This is a genomic window from Streptococcus suis, assembly GCF_017601095.1.
Lineage (GTDB): Bacteria > Bacillota > Bacilli > Lactobacillales > Streptococcaceae > Streptococcus > Streptococcus suis_Z.
This window is the reverse complement of the sequence record NZ_JAGFUX010000004.1, coordinates 201,716-217,427: the sequence shown is the minus strand read 5'-3', so window position 1 is coordinate 217,427 and position 15,712 is coordinate 201,716. Positions and strand designations below refer to the sequence as shown.

Annotated in this window: 14 protein-coding genes; all 14 read right to left on the bottom strand. The window is 44.0% G+C overall.

Translation table 11 applies throughout. The features are described 5' to 3' along the window. Positions 1-50: 50 nt before the first annotated feature. Positions 51-644, bottom strand: coding sequence for a dTDP-4-dehydrorhamnose 3,5-epimerase family protein (locus J5566_RS05210; protein WP_208562394.1), 594 nt, complete (start codon positions 642-644; stop codon positions 51-53). Then, positions 644-1,513 (bottom strand): glucose-1-phosphate thymidylyltransferase RfbA, encoded by an 870-nt coding sequence (rfbA, locus tag J5566_RS05205; RefSeq protein ID WP_208562393.1) that lies wholly within the window; start codon positions 1,511-1,513, stop codon positions 644-646. The genes J5566_RS05210 and rfbA overlap by 1 nt, the downstream gene beginning before the upstream one ends. A gap of 99 nt (positions 1,514-1,612) precedes the next feature. Continuing rightward, entirely contained in the window at positions 1,613-2,437 is an 825-nt protein-coding gene (locus J5566_RS05200) for a ZIP family metal transporter (protein ID WP_208562392.1), read from the bottom strand. Positions 2,438-2,808: 371 nt separating this feature from the next. Then, on the bottom strand, positions 2,809-3,603 hold the full coding sequence (locus tag J5566_RS05195; protein WP_208562391.1) for a Nif3-like dinuclear metal center hexameric protein: 795 nt from the start codon (positions 3,601-3,603) through the stop codon (positions 2,809-2,811). Beyond that, the gene (locus J5566_RS05190; protein WP_208562390.1) at positions 3,590-4,276 is read right to left on the bottom strand and encodes a tRNA (adenine(22)-N(1))-methyltransferase; all 687 of its coding nucleotides are present in this window, start codon (positions 4,274-4,276) and stop codon (positions 3,590-3,592) included. The genes J5566_RS05195 and J5566_RS05190 overlap by 14 nt, the downstream gene beginning before the upstream one ends. A 1-nt stretch (position 4,277) precedes the next feature. Then, a complete protein-coding gene (locus J5566_RS05185; RefSeq protein ID WP_208562389.1) occupies positions 4,278-4,964 on the bottom strand; it encodes a DnaD domain-containing protein in 687 nt (228 codons plus the stop codon). Between the two features lie 7 nt (positions 4,965-4,971). Beyond that, positions 4,972-5,904: a homoserine O-acetyltransferase MetA gene (metA, locus tag J5566_RS05180; RefSeq protein WP_208562388.1), complete on the bottom strand. Its 933-nt coding sequence runs from the start codon at positions 5,902-5,904 to the stop codon at positions 4,972-4,974. A 92-nt stretch (positions 5,905-5,996) separates the two neighbouring features. Continuing rightward, on the bottom strand, positions 5,997-6,509 hold the full coding sequence (locus tag J5566_RS05175; protein WP_208562387.1) for an adenine phosphoribosyltransferase: 513 nt from the start codon (positions 6,507-6,509) through the stop codon (positions 5,997-5,999). A 77-nt stretch (positions 6,510-6,586) separates the two neighbouring features. Then, positions 6,587-7,651, bottom strand: coding sequence for a DUF3114 domain-containing protein (locus tag J5566_RS05170; RefSeq protein WP_208562386.1), 1,065 nt, complete (start codon positions 7,649-7,651; stop codon positions 6,587-6,589). Between the two features lie 11 nt (positions 7,652-7,662). Beyond that, positions 7,663-9,879 (bottom strand): single-stranded-DNA-specific exonuclease RecJ, encoded by a 2,217-nt coding sequence (gene recJ / locus J5566_RS05165; protein WP_208562385.1) that lies wholly within the window; start codon positions 9,877-9,879, stop codon positions 7,663-7,665. A 112-nt stretch (positions 9,880-9,991) separates the two neighbouring features. After that, on the bottom strand, positions 9,992-11,539 hold the full coding sequence (gene cls / locus J5566_RS05160; RefSeq protein ID WP_208562384.1) for a cardiolipin synthase: 1,548 nt from the start codon (positions 11,537-11,539) through the stop codon (positions 9,992-9,994). A 173-nt stretch (positions 11,540-11,712) separates the two neighbouring features. Beyond that, complete coding sequence (locus J5566_RS05155) at positions 11,713-13,887, bottom strand: copper-translocating P-type ATPase (RefSeq protein ID WP_208562383.1); 2,175 nt, start codon at positions 13,885-13,887, stop codon at positions 11,713-11,715. 143 nt (positions 13,888-14,030) lie between these two features. Further along, positions 14,031-14,786: an SDR family NAD(P)-dependent oxidoreductase gene (locus J5566_RS05150; RefSeq protein WP_208562382.1), complete on the bottom strand. Its 756-nt coding sequence runs from the start codon at positions 14,784-14,786 to the stop codon at positions 14,031-14,033. Next, positions 14,783-15,712, bottom strand: coding sequence for a ribonuclease Z (gene rnz, locus J5566_RS05145; protein ID WP_208562381.1), 930 nt, complete (start codon positions 15,710-15,712; stop codon positions 14,783-14,785). The genes J5566_RS05150 and rnz overlap by 4 nt, the downstream gene beginning before the upstream one ends.

Below are 15,712 nucleotides of genomic sequence, written 5' to 3'. Positions count from 1 at the left end.
GTAAGTAATCTTGCATAATCTTTTTGATTGTTTGGGTCAGGCTTGATAATTTACAAATCTTCTTTTCTCAAAGGCTTGACGTCTTTGAGGAGTGGATGATTTTCATCTGCTTCTGAAACTTCTGCTTCTTCGAGGTTTTCCCACTTGATGTCGAGGCTAGGGTCAGCGTAGTTGACAAAGGCATACTTAGGCTTAAGCTCCAAAGCCCAGTAGTCGTTAACCAAGTAGCTGTAGGCCACGAAATCTGACAAGACTTGGAAACCATTGGCTACTCCGCGCGGAACGAAGATACCTTTTGAAGCATCGATAACGGTTTGGTAGGTATTACCGAAGGATTCTCCTTCACGAAGATCAACCCAAGTTCCCAAAACCTTACCGCCGTCTGCTACTGAAATGTATTTATCCCAAGGCTCTGCGTGAAGACCACGAAGAACGTTTTTGCGAGAAAAAGAAACGTTGTTCTGCAACTTTCCTTCTGCGAAGAAGCTTTCAGGGAAGCCGAGCGGAAGCATTTTTTCCTTTTGGAAGTTCTCCTTAAACCAGCCACGGTTGTCGCCATGAACTGGGATATCAAATTCCAGCATTCCTGGAATGGCTTCGACTGGGCGAGCTGCTAGTGTTTTACCGAAAAAGTTTTCTGTCATTAGGCTTCTCCAATCAAACGGAGCAAGTATTGTCCGTATTCATTTTTCTTAAGTGGTTGTGCCAATTCATATACTTGTTCTTTAGTGATATAGCCCATGCGATAAGCAATTTCTTCCAAATTAGCCACTTGAACGTTTTGCAAGCGTTGAACCGTTTCGATGTACTGTGCAGCTTCCAAGAGGCTTTCATGCGTACCTGTATCCAACCATGCAAAACCACGTCCCATGAGTTCCACAGACAAGTCGCCACGGTCTAAGTAAGCTTTGTTGACATCTGTGATTTCCAACTCGCCACGAGGTGATGGTTTAATATTTTTCGCGATTTCCACAACATTATTGTCATAGAAGTAGAGCCCAGTGACTGCAAAGTTTGATTTTGGCTCTTCTGGTTTTTCTTCGATAGAAATGGCATTCATGTTTGCATCAAATTCTACAACACCAAAGCGTTCTGGATCTTTGACCTGGTATCCAAAGACAGTTGCACCCTTTTCTTTGCTAGCTGCGCGTTGCAACATCTTGGTTAAACCATTTCCATGATAGATGTTATCACCCAAAATCAAGGCTACACTATCTGTACCGATAAAGTCTTCACCGATGATAAAGGCTTGCGCCAACCCATCCGGACTTGGTTGTTCTGCGTATGAGAGAGATATTCCAAGCTCGGACCCGTCTCCCAACATATCCTTGAATCGTGGCAAATCCTGAGGTGTAGAAATAATTAAGATTTCTTTAATACCCGCCAACATAAGGGTTGACAATGGATAGTAAATCATAGGTTTGTCATAAATTGGCATCAATTGTTTTGAAGCCGCACGAGTCAGAGGATAGAGGCGTGTACCTGAACCACCTGCTAGAATTATACCTTTCATATAAGAGTACCTTCCCTAAATTAATATCAGTTCATTATACCATAATTTTTCTGAAAATGTCTTAGGAAAAGAGCTTGTATAACTACAAGCTCTCTTTTTTTAACCTAATGCCACATCCAAAATCATCATAATGACAAATCCTGCCATGAGACCTAAGGTTGCAATATCTGTATTCCCATTTGTTTGGGATTCTGGAATCAACTCTTCTACCACTACAAAAATCATTGCTCCTGCCGCAAAAGACAGGGCATAGGGCAAGATAGGAGTCATCATAGTCACCGCAATTGCTCCAATCACAGCTGCAATCGGCTCCACAATCGCTGACATGGATCCCCAGAAAAATGCTTCCTTACGCGATTTTCCGTCTGTCCGAATAGGAATGGACAGGGCCGCACCTTCTGGAATATTTTGCAGACCAATGCCCAAAGCCAAGCCAATTGCACCGATAAATGCTGCTGGAGTATAATTGCTTGCCAAGGCCCCAAAGGTCACCCCTACTGCCAAGCCTTCTGGGATGTTGTGGATGGTGATAGCCAAAAATAGCAGAGCTGTTTTAGACAGATTCTTCCTGTCCTTCTCGCCCCCACCTTCTGCCTTTTCTCGTTCATTTCCTAGATGCAGATGAGGAATAAGGGCATCGACCAAACGCAGGAAGAAACCACCTGCTAGAAAACCAACCGCAGCTGGAATCCAAGACCATTTGCCATAGGAAGCTTCGGCGTACTCAATAGACGGTGCCAGTAAGGACCAAAAAGATGCCGCGATCATCACTCCCGCTGCAAATCCCAGCATGGTATCCAGCAAACGCCGACTTACCTTGCGAAAGAAAAAAACAATAGCTGAGCCTACAATGGTACAAAACCATGTAAACAAACCACCTAACAAAGCCTGTATAATAACAGACTGCTCTGTAAACCACGTCATATTCAACCTCTAATATTAATCATACATATTATGATAATTAGGATAACCTAATTCATCAAATAAATCAAGAGACTATTCCAAAAAAGGGAGTGGGAAAGAACTCGACTAGTTAAAAAAGAGTTCGTCAACAATTTCTCGTTTCAAGTTGTTGAGCTGAAACAGTCTATCCCCAGACTGTTTCACTCCCACCCCCGCATAGCTCCAAAGGTTTGGGGAACCTTTGGAGGTTGGAGATAGAGCGAACAGAGTTCGCAACAGTCGTAGAGGTCAGATTTGGAGTATAAAACACGAACAAATCTGCCAATCAATCACTGCGCTGAGATGTTGACACGAACTATGAAAAGTGGTGCTAGACTTTTTGCCCAGCCTCTTTATAGGTGTCTAAATGGATTGGTTGAAACGGTTGAAGGCATAATATCCACATCCCAACCTTCTTCTGCTTTCCAAGTTTCTAGCAAATCTGCAATTTTCTTGACAAACAAGGCTTCGATATGGTGACCTGGGTCAATAGCTAGCAAGCTCTGAGTCAGCATGTCCTGTCCAGTATGGTAGTAGATATCGCCTGTGATGTAAACATCCGCTCCCTTGGCAAGAGCCTCATGGTAGTAAGAGCCGCCACTACCACCACAGATTGCCACACGGTTGACATACTGCTGTGCTTGATGCCCATAAGTCACCAAACGGACAGCGTCCAGACCAAAGACCTCCTTGACTTTCAAAGCCAACTCCTCCAAGGTCTGCTCTGCTATTGTCCCCACACGACCAAGCCCCTGCCCCTCGGCCGTTTCAATCAGATAAGTGGTGTCCTGAATGTCCAGAAGCTCACAGAACCAGTCGTTGAGGCCGCCATCTACCACATCAATATCCGTATGGCTGACATAGACCGCAATATCGTGCTTAATCAAATCCAGATAGATCTTGGTCTGAAGATTGTCCGCCACCAAATCCTTGATCGGACGGAAAATCGGAGCATGCTTGACGATAATCAGATCCACCTGCTTGTCAATAGCCTCCGCCACCGTCGTTTCACGAATATCCAGAGCCACCATGACCCGACGAATGTCCTTCTTGAGCGTACCAATTTGCAGGCCTTTCACATCACCTTCCATGGCCAAAGATGGCGGACAAAAAGCCTGGTATCGCTCGATTACTTTACTTGCTAACATGAAGCACCTCCTGAATTTGATGGATTTTTTGAGAAATGGCAGAGCGGTCAGCTTGGCGTTCAAGAGGCACTTGCTCCAAAGCGTAGGTCATCTTGTCCAGTTCCTTAAGCCACTTTTTCTGGAAGGTTGCAGACTGCTCTTCCAGCAAATAAGGACCAAACCGCAACTGGATTGCGGTCAAATCTGACTGGCCTTTCTCCGCCACTAAGATTTCATAAATCTTGTCATTTTCTTCTAAGATTTTCTCAGCAACCAGCTGAAAATCATGGGCGATTAACCAACGACGAACATCATCTTCACGGTTATTTGGCTGTAAAACCAATCGCTCAACCGAAGCAAGCTTGTCTTTTCCTGTTTCCAAGATTTCAGCTATCAGACGACCACCCATTCCAGCAACGGTCACGGTGCTGACTTGGTCATCTAGCTCAACTGCCGCCAGACCATTTGCCAGGCGGACAGAAATCTTGTCGGCTTGACCTGCCTGTTCCACATTTTGTAGGGCAGACTGGTAGGGACCTTGAACCACTTCGCCTGCTATGGCAAAGTCAATCCTGCCCTGTTCCACCAAAAAAAGAGGGAGATAAGCATGATCACTCCCTAAATCTGCTAGTCGAGCCCCTTGAGGCACAAAGAAGGCAACAGCCTCCAATCGTTGTGATAATTTGGTTTCCATATTAGTCTTTCCAAAGATTCATTGCATCATAGAATTCAGCTGATGCTGTTACTTGTTTGGGATTTACTTGTTCCCGCTCTGCATTTTTCGCTTCTACTTGGGCCACCGTTGTAATTCCTTCTCGTCGCCAGTTGCGCAAAATAGCCTGAATATAACGCCAGTTTATCTTGCCGCTAAAGACGGACTCACGAAGGGCTGCCCTAATTAAGTCGGCGGATGTCCCTTCCTCCAAGGATTGTTGCAAATCTTCTAATTCAAACGGAGACAACATTCTACCCAATTCTCTCTCAAAATCTGAAACAAGCTGCAACAAATCATTCTCAAACTGAGGCGGGGCAACCACCTCAAGCGGCAGACTTACTTGTGGCTGATTCAATTCTTCTAAGCGATCAAAGAGAGGAAAGGCATTGAACAAGATATCCACTTCACCAGCAACACTGATTTCTTTTAACTCCAAGAGTCCTTTTTCTACTAGACCTTCAATCAAGTCATTAATGACCATCAGGTCTTGCCCAGTTGCCTGGGCGATTTCGCTAGGTGCAATCGCTTCTAACGAACTGGTATTTTGAAAATAGAAAAATTGCCAAATGACAAATTCTTGAGCAGAATCAAAAATTTCCTGAAAACGAAAGAGGAGGTCAGCTGGCAATACCAGGTGACCTTCTTTGAAATGACGAAAAGTGGACATTTTCCTCTTAATCCCTTTCTGTGTTATCGAATTGACTCCAGTCAAACGGAGTTTCTTGGTAAACAGCATAATTTATCCAGTTGGTGAAAAATTGCGCCGCTGCCAAATTCCATGTTAAACAAGGCAGACGATTCAAATCATCTTCTGGAAAATACTGATGAGGTAGATAGGGAGATTTCCCTGCGGCACAATCACGCTGATATTCTCTTTGCAAGGTGTCTCGGTCATATTCTAAATGCCCAAAACTATAAACCTCGCGCAAATCATGACTGGCTAGAATGGACAGGCCCACCTCTGGACCAGCAGATAAGATTTTCAAATGCGTTAGCGATTGAATATCTTCCTTTCGAACTTCCGTATAACGTGAATGCGGAGCTTTAAACTGGTCATCAAAACCACGCATCAGCGGACAATGTGTCTCCAAAACTTTTTGAGAATAAACCCCAGAAAGTTTCTCCTTCAAGACATGTTTTGCAACGCCATAACGAGCATAGAGACCAGCTTGCGCTCCCCAACAGATGTGAAGTGTTGAATAAACATGGCTCTTTGCCCAATTAAAGACTTCAAGCAACTCAGGCCAATAATCCACCTCCTCAAAAGGTAGATTCTCAACAGGGGCGCCAGTCACAATCAAACCATCAAAATACTCCTCACGAACCTCAGAAAAATCTTTGTAAAATTGGTCCAGATGATCGCTATGAGTATTTTTGGATTCATGACTAGCCATATAGAGGAATTCAACTTCCAACTGCAGGGGTGTATTGGCTAAAAGACGGAGTAGCTGAGTCTCCGTCACAATCTTATTAGGCATCAAATTCAGTATGAGAATTTTGATTGGCCGAATATCCTGACTGCCTGCGCGTAGATGATCCATTACGAAAATATTTTCTGTCCGTAAAATATCTACTGCTGGCAAATTTTTCTCTAACTTAATAGGCATAGCAACCTCCATCTCTTTTTATCTATTATAAAAGAGGAAGCTATACTTTTCAATTAGAATAAAAATAGGAATTGTTATAGTTTCAAGCTATATTAGTAATGCATCAAAACCTTGTAATCGTAGTCTCCGATTGCTTCACGGCCTTTTAATTCATCTAGTTCAATCAAGAAAGCACAACCAGCAACCACACCACCCAATTTTTCAATCATTTCGATTGTGGCTTTAACAGTTCCACCAGTTGCCAACAAATCATCGACAATCAAGACACGTTGACCTGGTTTGATGGCATCAGAGTGCATAGTCAAGGTATCAAGACCATATTCTTTTTCGTAGTCTGCTGAAATCACTTCGCGTGGCAATTTACCTGGTTTACGAACAGGTGCAAAGCCGATTCCCAATTCAAAAGCAACTGGGCATCCAACGATGAACCCACGCGCTTCTGGCCCAACAATCATATCGATTTTCTTGTCCGTCGCATATTGGACAATTTCTCGAATGGCATAACTATAAGCATTGCCATCAGCCATCAAGGGGCTGATATCACGGAAGGTAATTCCTTCTTTTGGATAGTTTTCAATAGAGGCAATGTAATTTTCAAGTTTCATTTTATTCTCTCTTTATTTTTTATTCTACTCTTCATTATAGCATGAATTTCCAGTTTTTGGGACAAAAATCCCTTTTATTAACCAGATTTCAATTGGCACTTCAGCTTTTTAATCTCTCCTTGAACTTGACGATACTTGCTGACACCATTTACCGAGCTTAAACCCCTAGGGTTTTTATAATGAGTGGCCCAATTCTTAAATGAAATCACAAATTTTTTCCTAGGAAATAAACTAGGGGCAATGTATCGGCCTGCCTTGGTCTTAAGCATTTTTCTACGAAAGTCGGGATCAAACTTTCTAACTGGGGTAATATCCAAGAGCCAATGGAGTCTATCGTTACGACTAGCATAGTTAAATGAAGCACCATTTACCGTTCCATTTTTGTCAAACTGACCATCCCCTATCAACAGAAAGTGCCCTTCTGATGACAGAATAAATTCGGAATGAAAATAGATCAAAATTTTCAAATTCGGCGAAAAATGATGGACTCGTCGGTCATTTTCTGTAAGAAAAAATTTATTGTGGAGGCGGGCAGATTCATCCAAGTCATAGGCATCTTTTTTCAAGTTTCTTAGATAAGAAACCAGGGCATCTCTGTCAGACTGTCCATTTTTGCCATACTGACGACGAACCCAATCAGCTTGCTGAACAGCTATCAAATAACGTAGTTGATGCAGTTCCTTCCACAGTCCCCCAAGTGATTCATCCATAAAACATTCGGCAACAAAACCTGAAAAATCCTTCCAAAATGGATGGTGAGGAGGAGTTTCTTTCGATATCTTGTCCAACAATGCGGTAGCTTCTTTTTCACTTCCCTTCCAGTTCTCTGGAAAATTTAGAAATGAAAGGAAAAAAGCCAGATGTTTTTGTTTTTCTTTCCTAGTCCCTTGCCACTGGGCCAAGCAGAGGCGGTGAAAGCTAGAGCTAGCAAACAGACCTGCTTCTTCGCTCCTAATGTCTCCCTTAACCCTAGCAATGGCAAATTGTGACCATCCCATCTGGGACAATTCTTGCAAAACAGGATCACTGTTCTCTAACTGCACATCCTCTTGCTGCTTATCACTTGGTTCTTTGAGCATCAATTTGTAGACAATCCAGAGCAAAATGACAAACATGCAAAGGTAGATGAACCAATATGTCATAGATTCTTCTCCTAGTTTTCCATCAGCCAGTCATAGATTTCTTGCACAGGTCCCAGGGCCATAAGCTCTTGTTCCATGACCTGCTGTTTCAACTCTTGGTAAATTTGGCTTTCTGAAATGGCACGTTTATCAGCATCCGCATTGACCGTCATAACTCCGTCTGCAATGGTCACAAAACCAAGTTCTTGGAAAATCTGAATCATCTTGACCAAGAGGGGCTGCTTGATTTTCAGATAAGTTGCCAATTCTGCCAGCTTGTAGCGGACATCAAATTCCTTAAATTGATAGATGGTTTTGTAGAGCTTGGCAAATTGCTCCCGACTACCATAACCGTCTAAGTAATAGGGAGTCGCTATTTCATTCTTGAAATAAATCGCTTGAAAATCATGGTCTTGGAAAACGGATTTGAGGTCCGATAGATTTTCGGGTAAATTGGCTAAGACAAGCGAATCCGCACCTGCTAGATTGGACAAGTCAGCCATATCCAAGACGGGCACTCCTTCTGGAAGATTGTGCTGTTTACCGCGAATATTGTAGAGCTGAACACCTTCTACACGGGCATCAACCAGCATGAGTTGGAGGCTGGTATTGCCGTTCCACTGATTGACAGACAGGGTCACGGCCAGCTCTAAATTCTTCGCCTGAGAAAATTCCAAGGCCTGATTTCCTTGACCAAAGGCAACTAGGTCAAAGGCTGCTTCTCCCTTGACCAAACGAAGCTTGAGGTGGGCATTTCCCTGCCCCATGGTCCGTGCGGACTCAACCTGCACATCTTTAACATAGAAAATCGGTTTTTTATTGTCCATACCGTAAGGAGCCAGCTTGTCAAAGGACTTGAGCGTATCCAGTGTCAATTCCTCCAAATCCAGCTCTTCGTCCAAGACCAAGTTGGACTTGCTGGCTTCTTCCAGTTTATTGTCACGGATATAATCTGCCAAGGTAGTAGCCAAGTCTGCCAACTTATCAACTTCCAAGGTCATGCCAGCCGCCCCAGCGTGACCGCCAAAGGCGATAAAGAGATCTTGGTGATTCTTGAGGGCTTGGAAAATATCCACCGCTTCAACCGAGCGAGCGGAGCCTTTGGCACGTCCGTCTGCAATGGACAAGACGATAATAGGCTGCTGCAATTCTTCCAAGAGGCGACCTGCCACAATCCCCAGAACGCCAGGATTCCAGCCTTCCTTGGCTAAGACCTGCACTGGCTGATTGTAGTCAATCATTTCCTTGGCTTGATCATAAATATCCTGCACAATTTCCTTGCGTTCGGTATTTTTGGCATCTATCATGAGGGCAATCTCATGAGCTTCTTCTTCATCAAATCCTGTTAACAAATCAACCGCAGGATTGGGATCATCCAAACGACCCAAGGCATTCAAGCGTGGAGCAATTTGAAAACCAACTGTTTCCTCATCCAGACTAGCCACATCAATCCCTGCCACCTGCATCAGCTCCTGCAAACCTGCACGCTCCGTCTGCTTGAGAAGAGAAAGCCCATACTTGACCATGATGCGATTTTCATCGGTCAAGCTGACCATATCTGCAATGGTACCAATGGCAACCAAATCCAGTAAGTCTGCATGAACCGTTTCAAGCAAAGCACAAGCCAGCTTAAAAGCCACGCCACATCCGGCCAGATGTTTGAAAGGATAGTTGCCCTCTGGGTGCTCTGGGTGAACAATAGCATAGGCATCTGGCAGGGTTTCCTGAAGGGAATGGTGATCTGTCACCACAACATCCACTCCCATTTCCTTGGCATAGGCAATAGCCTCATGCCCCGCTACTCCATTATCGACGGTGACTATCAGTGAAATTCCCTGCTGCTCAATAAAATACTTATAGACAGACTGGTTGGGCCCGTAGCCGTCTGTAAACCGATTGGGCAGATAAACTTGCACCTCCGCCCCCAGCTCCTCCAGGGTTTCCTTGAGAATGGAAGCCGAAGTCATACCGTCCGCATCATAGTCCCCATAGATCAAAATCTGCTCATAATCCTCTATGGCACGGCGAATCCGTTCCACCGCCTTGTCCATATCATGCAGAAGATAAGGGTCATGCAAATCCTCTAAACTCGGTTGCAGAAAACTGACTAAGGCTTCCTTTGTTTGGATGCCTCTTTCATAGAGGAGCTTGGCTGCAAGCGGGTCTAAGCCTTCTTTTTTTGCTAATTTGATAAAGTCATTATCGGAAAAACCTGGAAGAATCTCCCAGCTATAGGTTGATGTAATCACTTTTTTCTCCTTTAGTCATAGACTACTATTATATCATTTTTCTTAAAAAAAAGAGAGCCCGGACTCTACCTGACTCTCTCTATTTAAAATGGATTTCATCACAATTTTCAATCTATAAAAGTGGTGAAATAATGTTCATCAAGGCACCACCCAGACGTTTAAACCATGGATAGGTATTTTCAAAACCGACCAAGGTAATCTGCTCTGCTTTGGCAAAGGAATCTTCAAAATCCTGCAATATGTCTGCCAAAACTTGTTTGTGGTTATAGACATACAAACCACATTCAAAATTGAGATAGAATGAACGAAAATCCATATTGACTGTGCCGACAGTTGCCTTCTTATCGTCAACCAAAACAACCTTTGAATGGACAAAACCAGGTGTGAACTCATAAATTTCAATTCCTGATTCCAGGTAGGTTCTAAAATCCATCCGAGCGGCCAGATAAGCTGACTGCTTGTCATAGATATGCGGCAAGAGTAATTTAACTCGTACACCACGTTTAGCAGCATAAGTCAGGTTATCAATCATCTCGTCATCCAAGACCAGATACGGAGTCATGATGTAGATGTAGTCCGTTGCTGACTGAATCATGTCCAGATAGACCCGCTTGGCAACTTCGTCATTATCGAAGGGATTTTCACCGTAGGCCAGAAAATAACCTTGACCTGTCACTTCTTCCACTTCTGCTTCACGCGCCGCTTTCAGGTATTTCAAGTCATCTGTTTGCTTTTTCTCATTGTGGTTCCACATCTGCAAGAACATAAGGGTAAAGTTGGACACTGCCTCGCCCTTGATCATGATGGCCGCATCCTTCCAGTAGCCAAAACGCTCCCGCTTATTGATGTATTCGTCTGCTATATTGACACCACCCGTGAAGGCCACCTTGCCATCAATCACAGCAATTTTACGGTGGTCACGGTTGTTCTGAACGGTCGATAAGGCAGGGATAATCTGTGAGAATACTCGAGTCTTAATACCGTAGGAACGCAAGGTTTTGTAATAGGAATAAGGCAGAGTACTCAGCGAATTCATTCCATCATACATAAATCGGACTTCCACACCCTGGGCTGCTTTTTCCTTCAGAATATCCAAAATCGATTCCCACATATAGCCGAAATCAACAATGAAATACTCCATAAAGATATACTGCTCTGCTTTTTTCAACTCCTCCAAAAGGGCTTCAAACTTTGCTTCTCCTGATGAGAAATAAACAGCATCGGTATTGGTATGAAGAGGATAACCAACATACTCGCTCATGTAGTGAGCCAGTTTCAGCTGCTCCCTGTCTTCTTTTGCCAGACCTTTCATCACCTTTTCAGAGGTCTTACCGTACTGACGCAAAATCTCTGCCTGGCGCTGAAAGGTTTTTCGATAACGACGGGTCTCGATATTGGACTGCAGGATAAAGTAAAAGAGGGCACCGAAAATAGGAATACCGATGACAAACAAGATCCAGGTCAGCTTAAAACTAGCGTTCATGGGGCGATTGATGATGGAAATGGCTACAATAATAGAAAAAACTTGTAATGCCGTCAAGATAGCTGGGACATAGACTGCTAGTGAACCAACCACCCAAACTATCGCAAAGACTGTCAATAATAAAAGGGCAAGAACTATAAAAACCCGACTATAAATAATTTTCCACAATTTTTTCATACTACACTCTCACGATGTTTTTTCCCATTATACCAGATTATAGTCAAATATCATACTAATTATCGCAGTAGATTTCTCGCAGTTCTTACTTGAAAACAGCACCCCTATCTCCTACATCATAAAACACCGACATAGACCGGTGTTTTACTTATATATATTATCTGTCAAAATTTCTACGGTTTACCGTAACGTAAGCCCATAGCATTGATAGCGACAATAACCGTCGATAGACTCATGAGCACAGCCGCCAATAAAGGATCCACCATAATGCCCATGCTTGGATAGAGGATTCCAGCAGCTAAGGGAATGGCAATGATGTTGTAACCTGCCCCAAACCAGAGATTTTGCTTCATTTTGCGGATGGTTGTCTTGGCAATGCTCAACATATCCAAGACCGCTGATGGATTGGATTGAACCAAGACTACATCTGCAGAGTGAATGGCAACAGAAGTTCCTGCGCCAATGGCAAAGCCTAAATCTGCCGTCGCTAGAGCAGGCGAATCATTGACTCCATCGCCGATGAAAAGAACTGCCCCACGCGCCTGATAGTCCTTGACCAGTTTTGCCTTATCCTCTGGTTTAAGTTCAGCTCGGTAATCCTCTATGCCCAACTGACTGGCCACTTTTTGTGCGGTAGCTGGATTGTCACCCGTTAACATCACAGGACTAATACCCTGCGCTTTCAAGCCTGCTACAAAATCTTTAGCATCTTCTTTTATCTGGTCTCCCAAGGCTACAAATCCCAAGACCACATGATCAGTCACCAAAAAACTCACGGTTAGACCCAAATCAAGATAGGGAGCAATCACGTCCTGATCCACTGACAAACCTATTTCCTGCAGACCTTTGTAGGACATGATTTCATAAATCCTTCCATCCAAGACGCCTCGAATCCCACTACCAGGGATATTCTCAACCCGTTCTGCTTGATAGAAAAGTGGACCTGCCGCCTCCACAATCGAAAGGGCAATTGGGTGGGTTGAAAGAACTTCTAATGCTGCCATTTTGGCCAGCGCATCCGCTCCCTCAACCAAATCTTGGCTGTGGCGAACTTGAAATTTTCCGTCGGTCAAGGTTCCGGTCTTATCCATCAAGGCAAACCGAATCTGGTTAACCTGTTCAAGAGCTGTTCGGTTCTGAACCAAAAGACCATTTTTTGAAGAAATCGTGGTCAATCGCGCCACAACAAGGGGAATGGCTAGACCAAGGGCATGCGGACAGGCAATGACAAAAACAGAAACTGCCATCATCAAGGCAAAGGCAAGATTAGCCGTCATGGTCCAATAAATAAAGGCCAAAATCCCCACAATTAAAGCTGCATAGAAGAGCCAAGAGGCTACGCGGTCAGCCATATTTTCAAGCTTGGATTTCTGGTTTTGCGCTTGACGGACCATTTCGGTCACCTGCGCCAAAAAGCTATCCTTACCAAGACTGGTCACTTCCATTTCAAAGGGCATGTTTTGATTGAGCGAACCACCGAATACCCTATCCCCCGCCTCTTTTTTGACAGCTCGAGATTCCCCAGTAATCATGGATTCATCAATATGAGCAACACTCAAAATCTTACCGTCAGCCGGAATTTTTTCATTTTCCTTGACTAAGAGGAAATCCCCAATCTGCAAGTCCTCTACCGCAACATCTGTCCCATCCTTGAGATGGGCTTTTTTCGGAATGAGAGAGGCCAAGTCTTTCAGGGCATCGCCTGCTCCCATAACCGCCTTCATCTCAATGATATGCCCAATCAGCATAATGACAATCAGCGTAGACAACTCAAACCAAAAGTTCATGCTTTCTTGTCCCAATAGCGCTAAAATTGTTGCATAAACGGAGTAAAGATAGGAAACAATAATCCCCATGGAAATCAGGGTCATCATTGCAGGTTTTTTAGCTTGCAACTCCCCTCTAGCTCCGTTAAAGAAAGGTGTTCCTGAGTAGAAGAAGATAATAGAACCTAATATCAGCTGGACAAGTTCAACACCCGGAAAACGTAAAAGAGTGAAACCTGCAATTGGGGAAATGGCAAGTAGGGGAATCATGACTGCCACTGCGACTTTGAGTTTTGTATTCATATCCCCCATGTGCATCATGTGCCCACCATGCTCCATCATGTCATGGTCATGCCCTTGGTGATGCTGATGAGCATCATGAGTATGATGAGAATGATGACTGACGTCAGAGCCCCCTACATGATGATGGTCGTGATGGGCGTGATGGTCAGAATGATGATTGGCGTGAACCCCCTCTTCATGAGGATGCTCCTGCTGATGAGAATGATGGCTGGTCTGACCAACTTCCTCAGAATGCATCATATGTTGGTGTTCCTGCTTATTTTCTTTTGAATGGTTCATAAGATAACTCCTATTTCTGTCTACATTTGTAATCGATTTACAATTATAGTTTACACTTGGAGTCAAAAAATGTCAACCGATTAGATCAAAAAAACCTAGAATGGCATTAATCCATCTAGGTCATATTATGTGTTCACTTTTCTTTATTTCAAATTAAAGACCGTACTGGCCAGATAATCAGCCAGTCTTGGAAAGAGTGTATAGAGTTTGTGAGCTGCAGCCAAGGTCCAAGGCAGGTTGATCTCCCGTTTCTTCTTGCCCATGGCCGCTACAATCTTCTTAGCAACATAATCTGGTTGCAACAAGAAAGCCTTGACGCTCTCTTGATAGCTTCCGTCAGGATCAGCCTGGTCGAAGAATCCCGTCGCAATAGGACCTGGGTTGACCGTGGTCACCGTGACAGCGTAGGGAGCCAGCTCCAAGCGAATGGTATTGGAAAAACCCATGGCCGCAAACTTGGTTGCCGAATAAACCGAAGACTTGCTTGAAGCGATTAAGCCTGACATGGAAATGATGTTAATAATCTGCCCGCTTCGTCTTGACTTCATCCGCTTGCCTGCTAATCGACACAAGGTCATGAGGGCAAAGGTATTGATGTCAAACATAGCCTGCACCTGCTGGCTAGAGAAATTCTCAAAATCATCATAAATTGCATAGCCAGCGTTATTGACCAAGATATCCACCTGACTAAACTGGCTATCGACCTGCTCAAAAAATGCCGTCAGAGCTACTTCATCTCGGATGTCTACATCAAAGACAGCCTTTTTTTCATGGTAAGTATAGAGCTGCTCAATTTTCGCCACATCTCGCCCCAACAAAATCAAGAAATCATCTTTGAGCAAAGGTACCATCTCCTGCACCAAACCGCCAGAAGCACCTGTTATCAGAATGGTTCTCATACTTCGATTTCCTCTAAATCCTTGACAATATGAACATGTTCAAAAACCTTGCTGGCATCATTACGCAACTGGCTAACATCCTTAGCTAGAAAACGTGGACTGATATGATTGAGCAAGAGTTGCTTGGCACCAGCTTCCTTGGCAACCTGAGCAGCTTCCATATTGGTCGAGTGTCCGTGTTTTCGAGCGATTTGCTCATCTCCCTTGCCGTAGGTTGCCTCATGAACCAGCACATCGGCATTAACTGCCAAACGTACACTAGCATAGCACTTGCGTGTATCACCAAGAATGGTCACTACCTTACCAGGCCGAGGTGGAGAAAGATAATCACTCGCGATAATTTCAGTCCCATCTTCTAGCGTCACGTTTTGACCATTTTTGATTTTTCCAAAGAGGGGACCAAATGGTACGCCAGCCGCGCGCAGAGCCTCTGCATCCAATGTCCCTTCCAAATCTTTTTGGATGACACGATAGCCGACACAAGGTATGGTATGGTCTAGTTTTTCAGCGAATACCGTGAATTTATCTGTTTCTAGGACCTGACCTACCGTATCCGCATCAAACTCATGAAAATGAATGCGATAAGGCAGTCGAGTGCCTGACACTTTCAGACTAGATAATACAAACGAACGAATGCCCACAGGTCCATAAATATCAATATCCGTCTGCTCCTCACTAGACTGGAAAGAACGGCTAGACAAAAAACCAGGCAAGCCAAAAATATGGTCACCGTGCAGGTGAGTGATAAAGATTTTTGCCACCTTACGTGGGCGAATAGTGGTTTCCAAAATTTGATTTTGCGTTCCTTCGCCACAGTCAAATAGCCAAACCTGATTGATTTCATCCAAGAGTTTCAAGGCCAAACTGGATACATTTCGAGCCTTGGAGGGCTGACCAGCCCCCGTACCTAAAAATTGAATTTGCAT

What these genes read in the sequence shown, in the direction of transcription:
- metA (WP_208562388.1), bottom strand. Translation starts at nt 5,904, where the DNA reads ATGCCTATTAAGTTAGAGAAAAATTTGCCAGCAGTAGATATTTTACGG.
- J5566_RS05210 (WP_208562394.1), bottom strand. Translation starts at nt 644, where the DNA reads ATGACAGAAAACTTTTTCGGTAAAACACTAGCAGCTCGCCCAGTCGAA.
- J5566_RS05150 (WP_208562382.1), bottom strand. Translation starts at nt 14,786, where the DNA reads ATGAGAACCATTCTGATAACAGGTGCTTCTGGCGGTTTGGTGCAGGAG.
- rnz (WP_208562381.1), bottom strand. Translation starts at nt 15,712, where the DNA reads ATGCAAATTCAATTTTTAGGTACGGGGGCTGGTCAGCCCTCCAAGGCT.
- J5566_RS05170 (WP_208562386.1), bottom strand. Translation starts at nt 7,651, where the DNA reads ATGACATATTGGTTCATCTACCTTTGCATGTTTGTCATTTTGCTCTGG.
- rfbA (WP_208562393.1), bottom strand. Translation starts at nt 1,513, where the DNA reads ATGAAAGGTATAATTCTAGCAGGTGGTTCAGGTACACGCCTCTATCCT.
- J5566_RS05185 (WP_208562389.1), bottom strand. Translation starts at nt 4,964, where the DNA reads ATGTCCACTTTTCGTCATTTCAAAGAAGGTCACCTGGTATTGCCAGCT.
- J5566_RS05175 (WP_208562387.1), bottom strand. Translation starts at nt 6,509, where the DNA reads ATGAAACTTGAAAATTACATTGCCTCTATTGAAAACTATCCAAAAGAA.
- J5566_RS05200 (WP_208562392.1), bottom strand. Translation starts at nt 2,437, where the DNA reads ATGACGTGGTTTACAGAGCAGTCTGTTATTATACAGGCTTTGTTAGGT.
- cls (WP_208562384.1), bottom strand. Translation starts at nt 11,539, where the DNA reads ATGAAAAAATTGTGGAAAATTATTTATAGTCGGGTTTTTATAGTTCTT.
- J5566_RS05190 (WP_208562390.1), bottom strand. Translation starts at nt 4,276, where the DNA reads ATGGAAACCAAATTATCACAACGATTGGAGGCTGTTGCCTTCTTTGTG.
- J5566_RS05195 (WP_208562391.1), bottom strand. Translation starts at nt 3,603, where the DNA reads ATGTTAGCAAGTAAAGTAATCGAGCGATACCAGGCTTTTTGTCCGCCA.
- J5566_RS05155 (WP_208562383.1), bottom strand. Translation starts at nt 13,887, where the DNA reads ATGAACCATTCAAAAGAAAATAAGCAGGAACACCAACATATGATGCAT.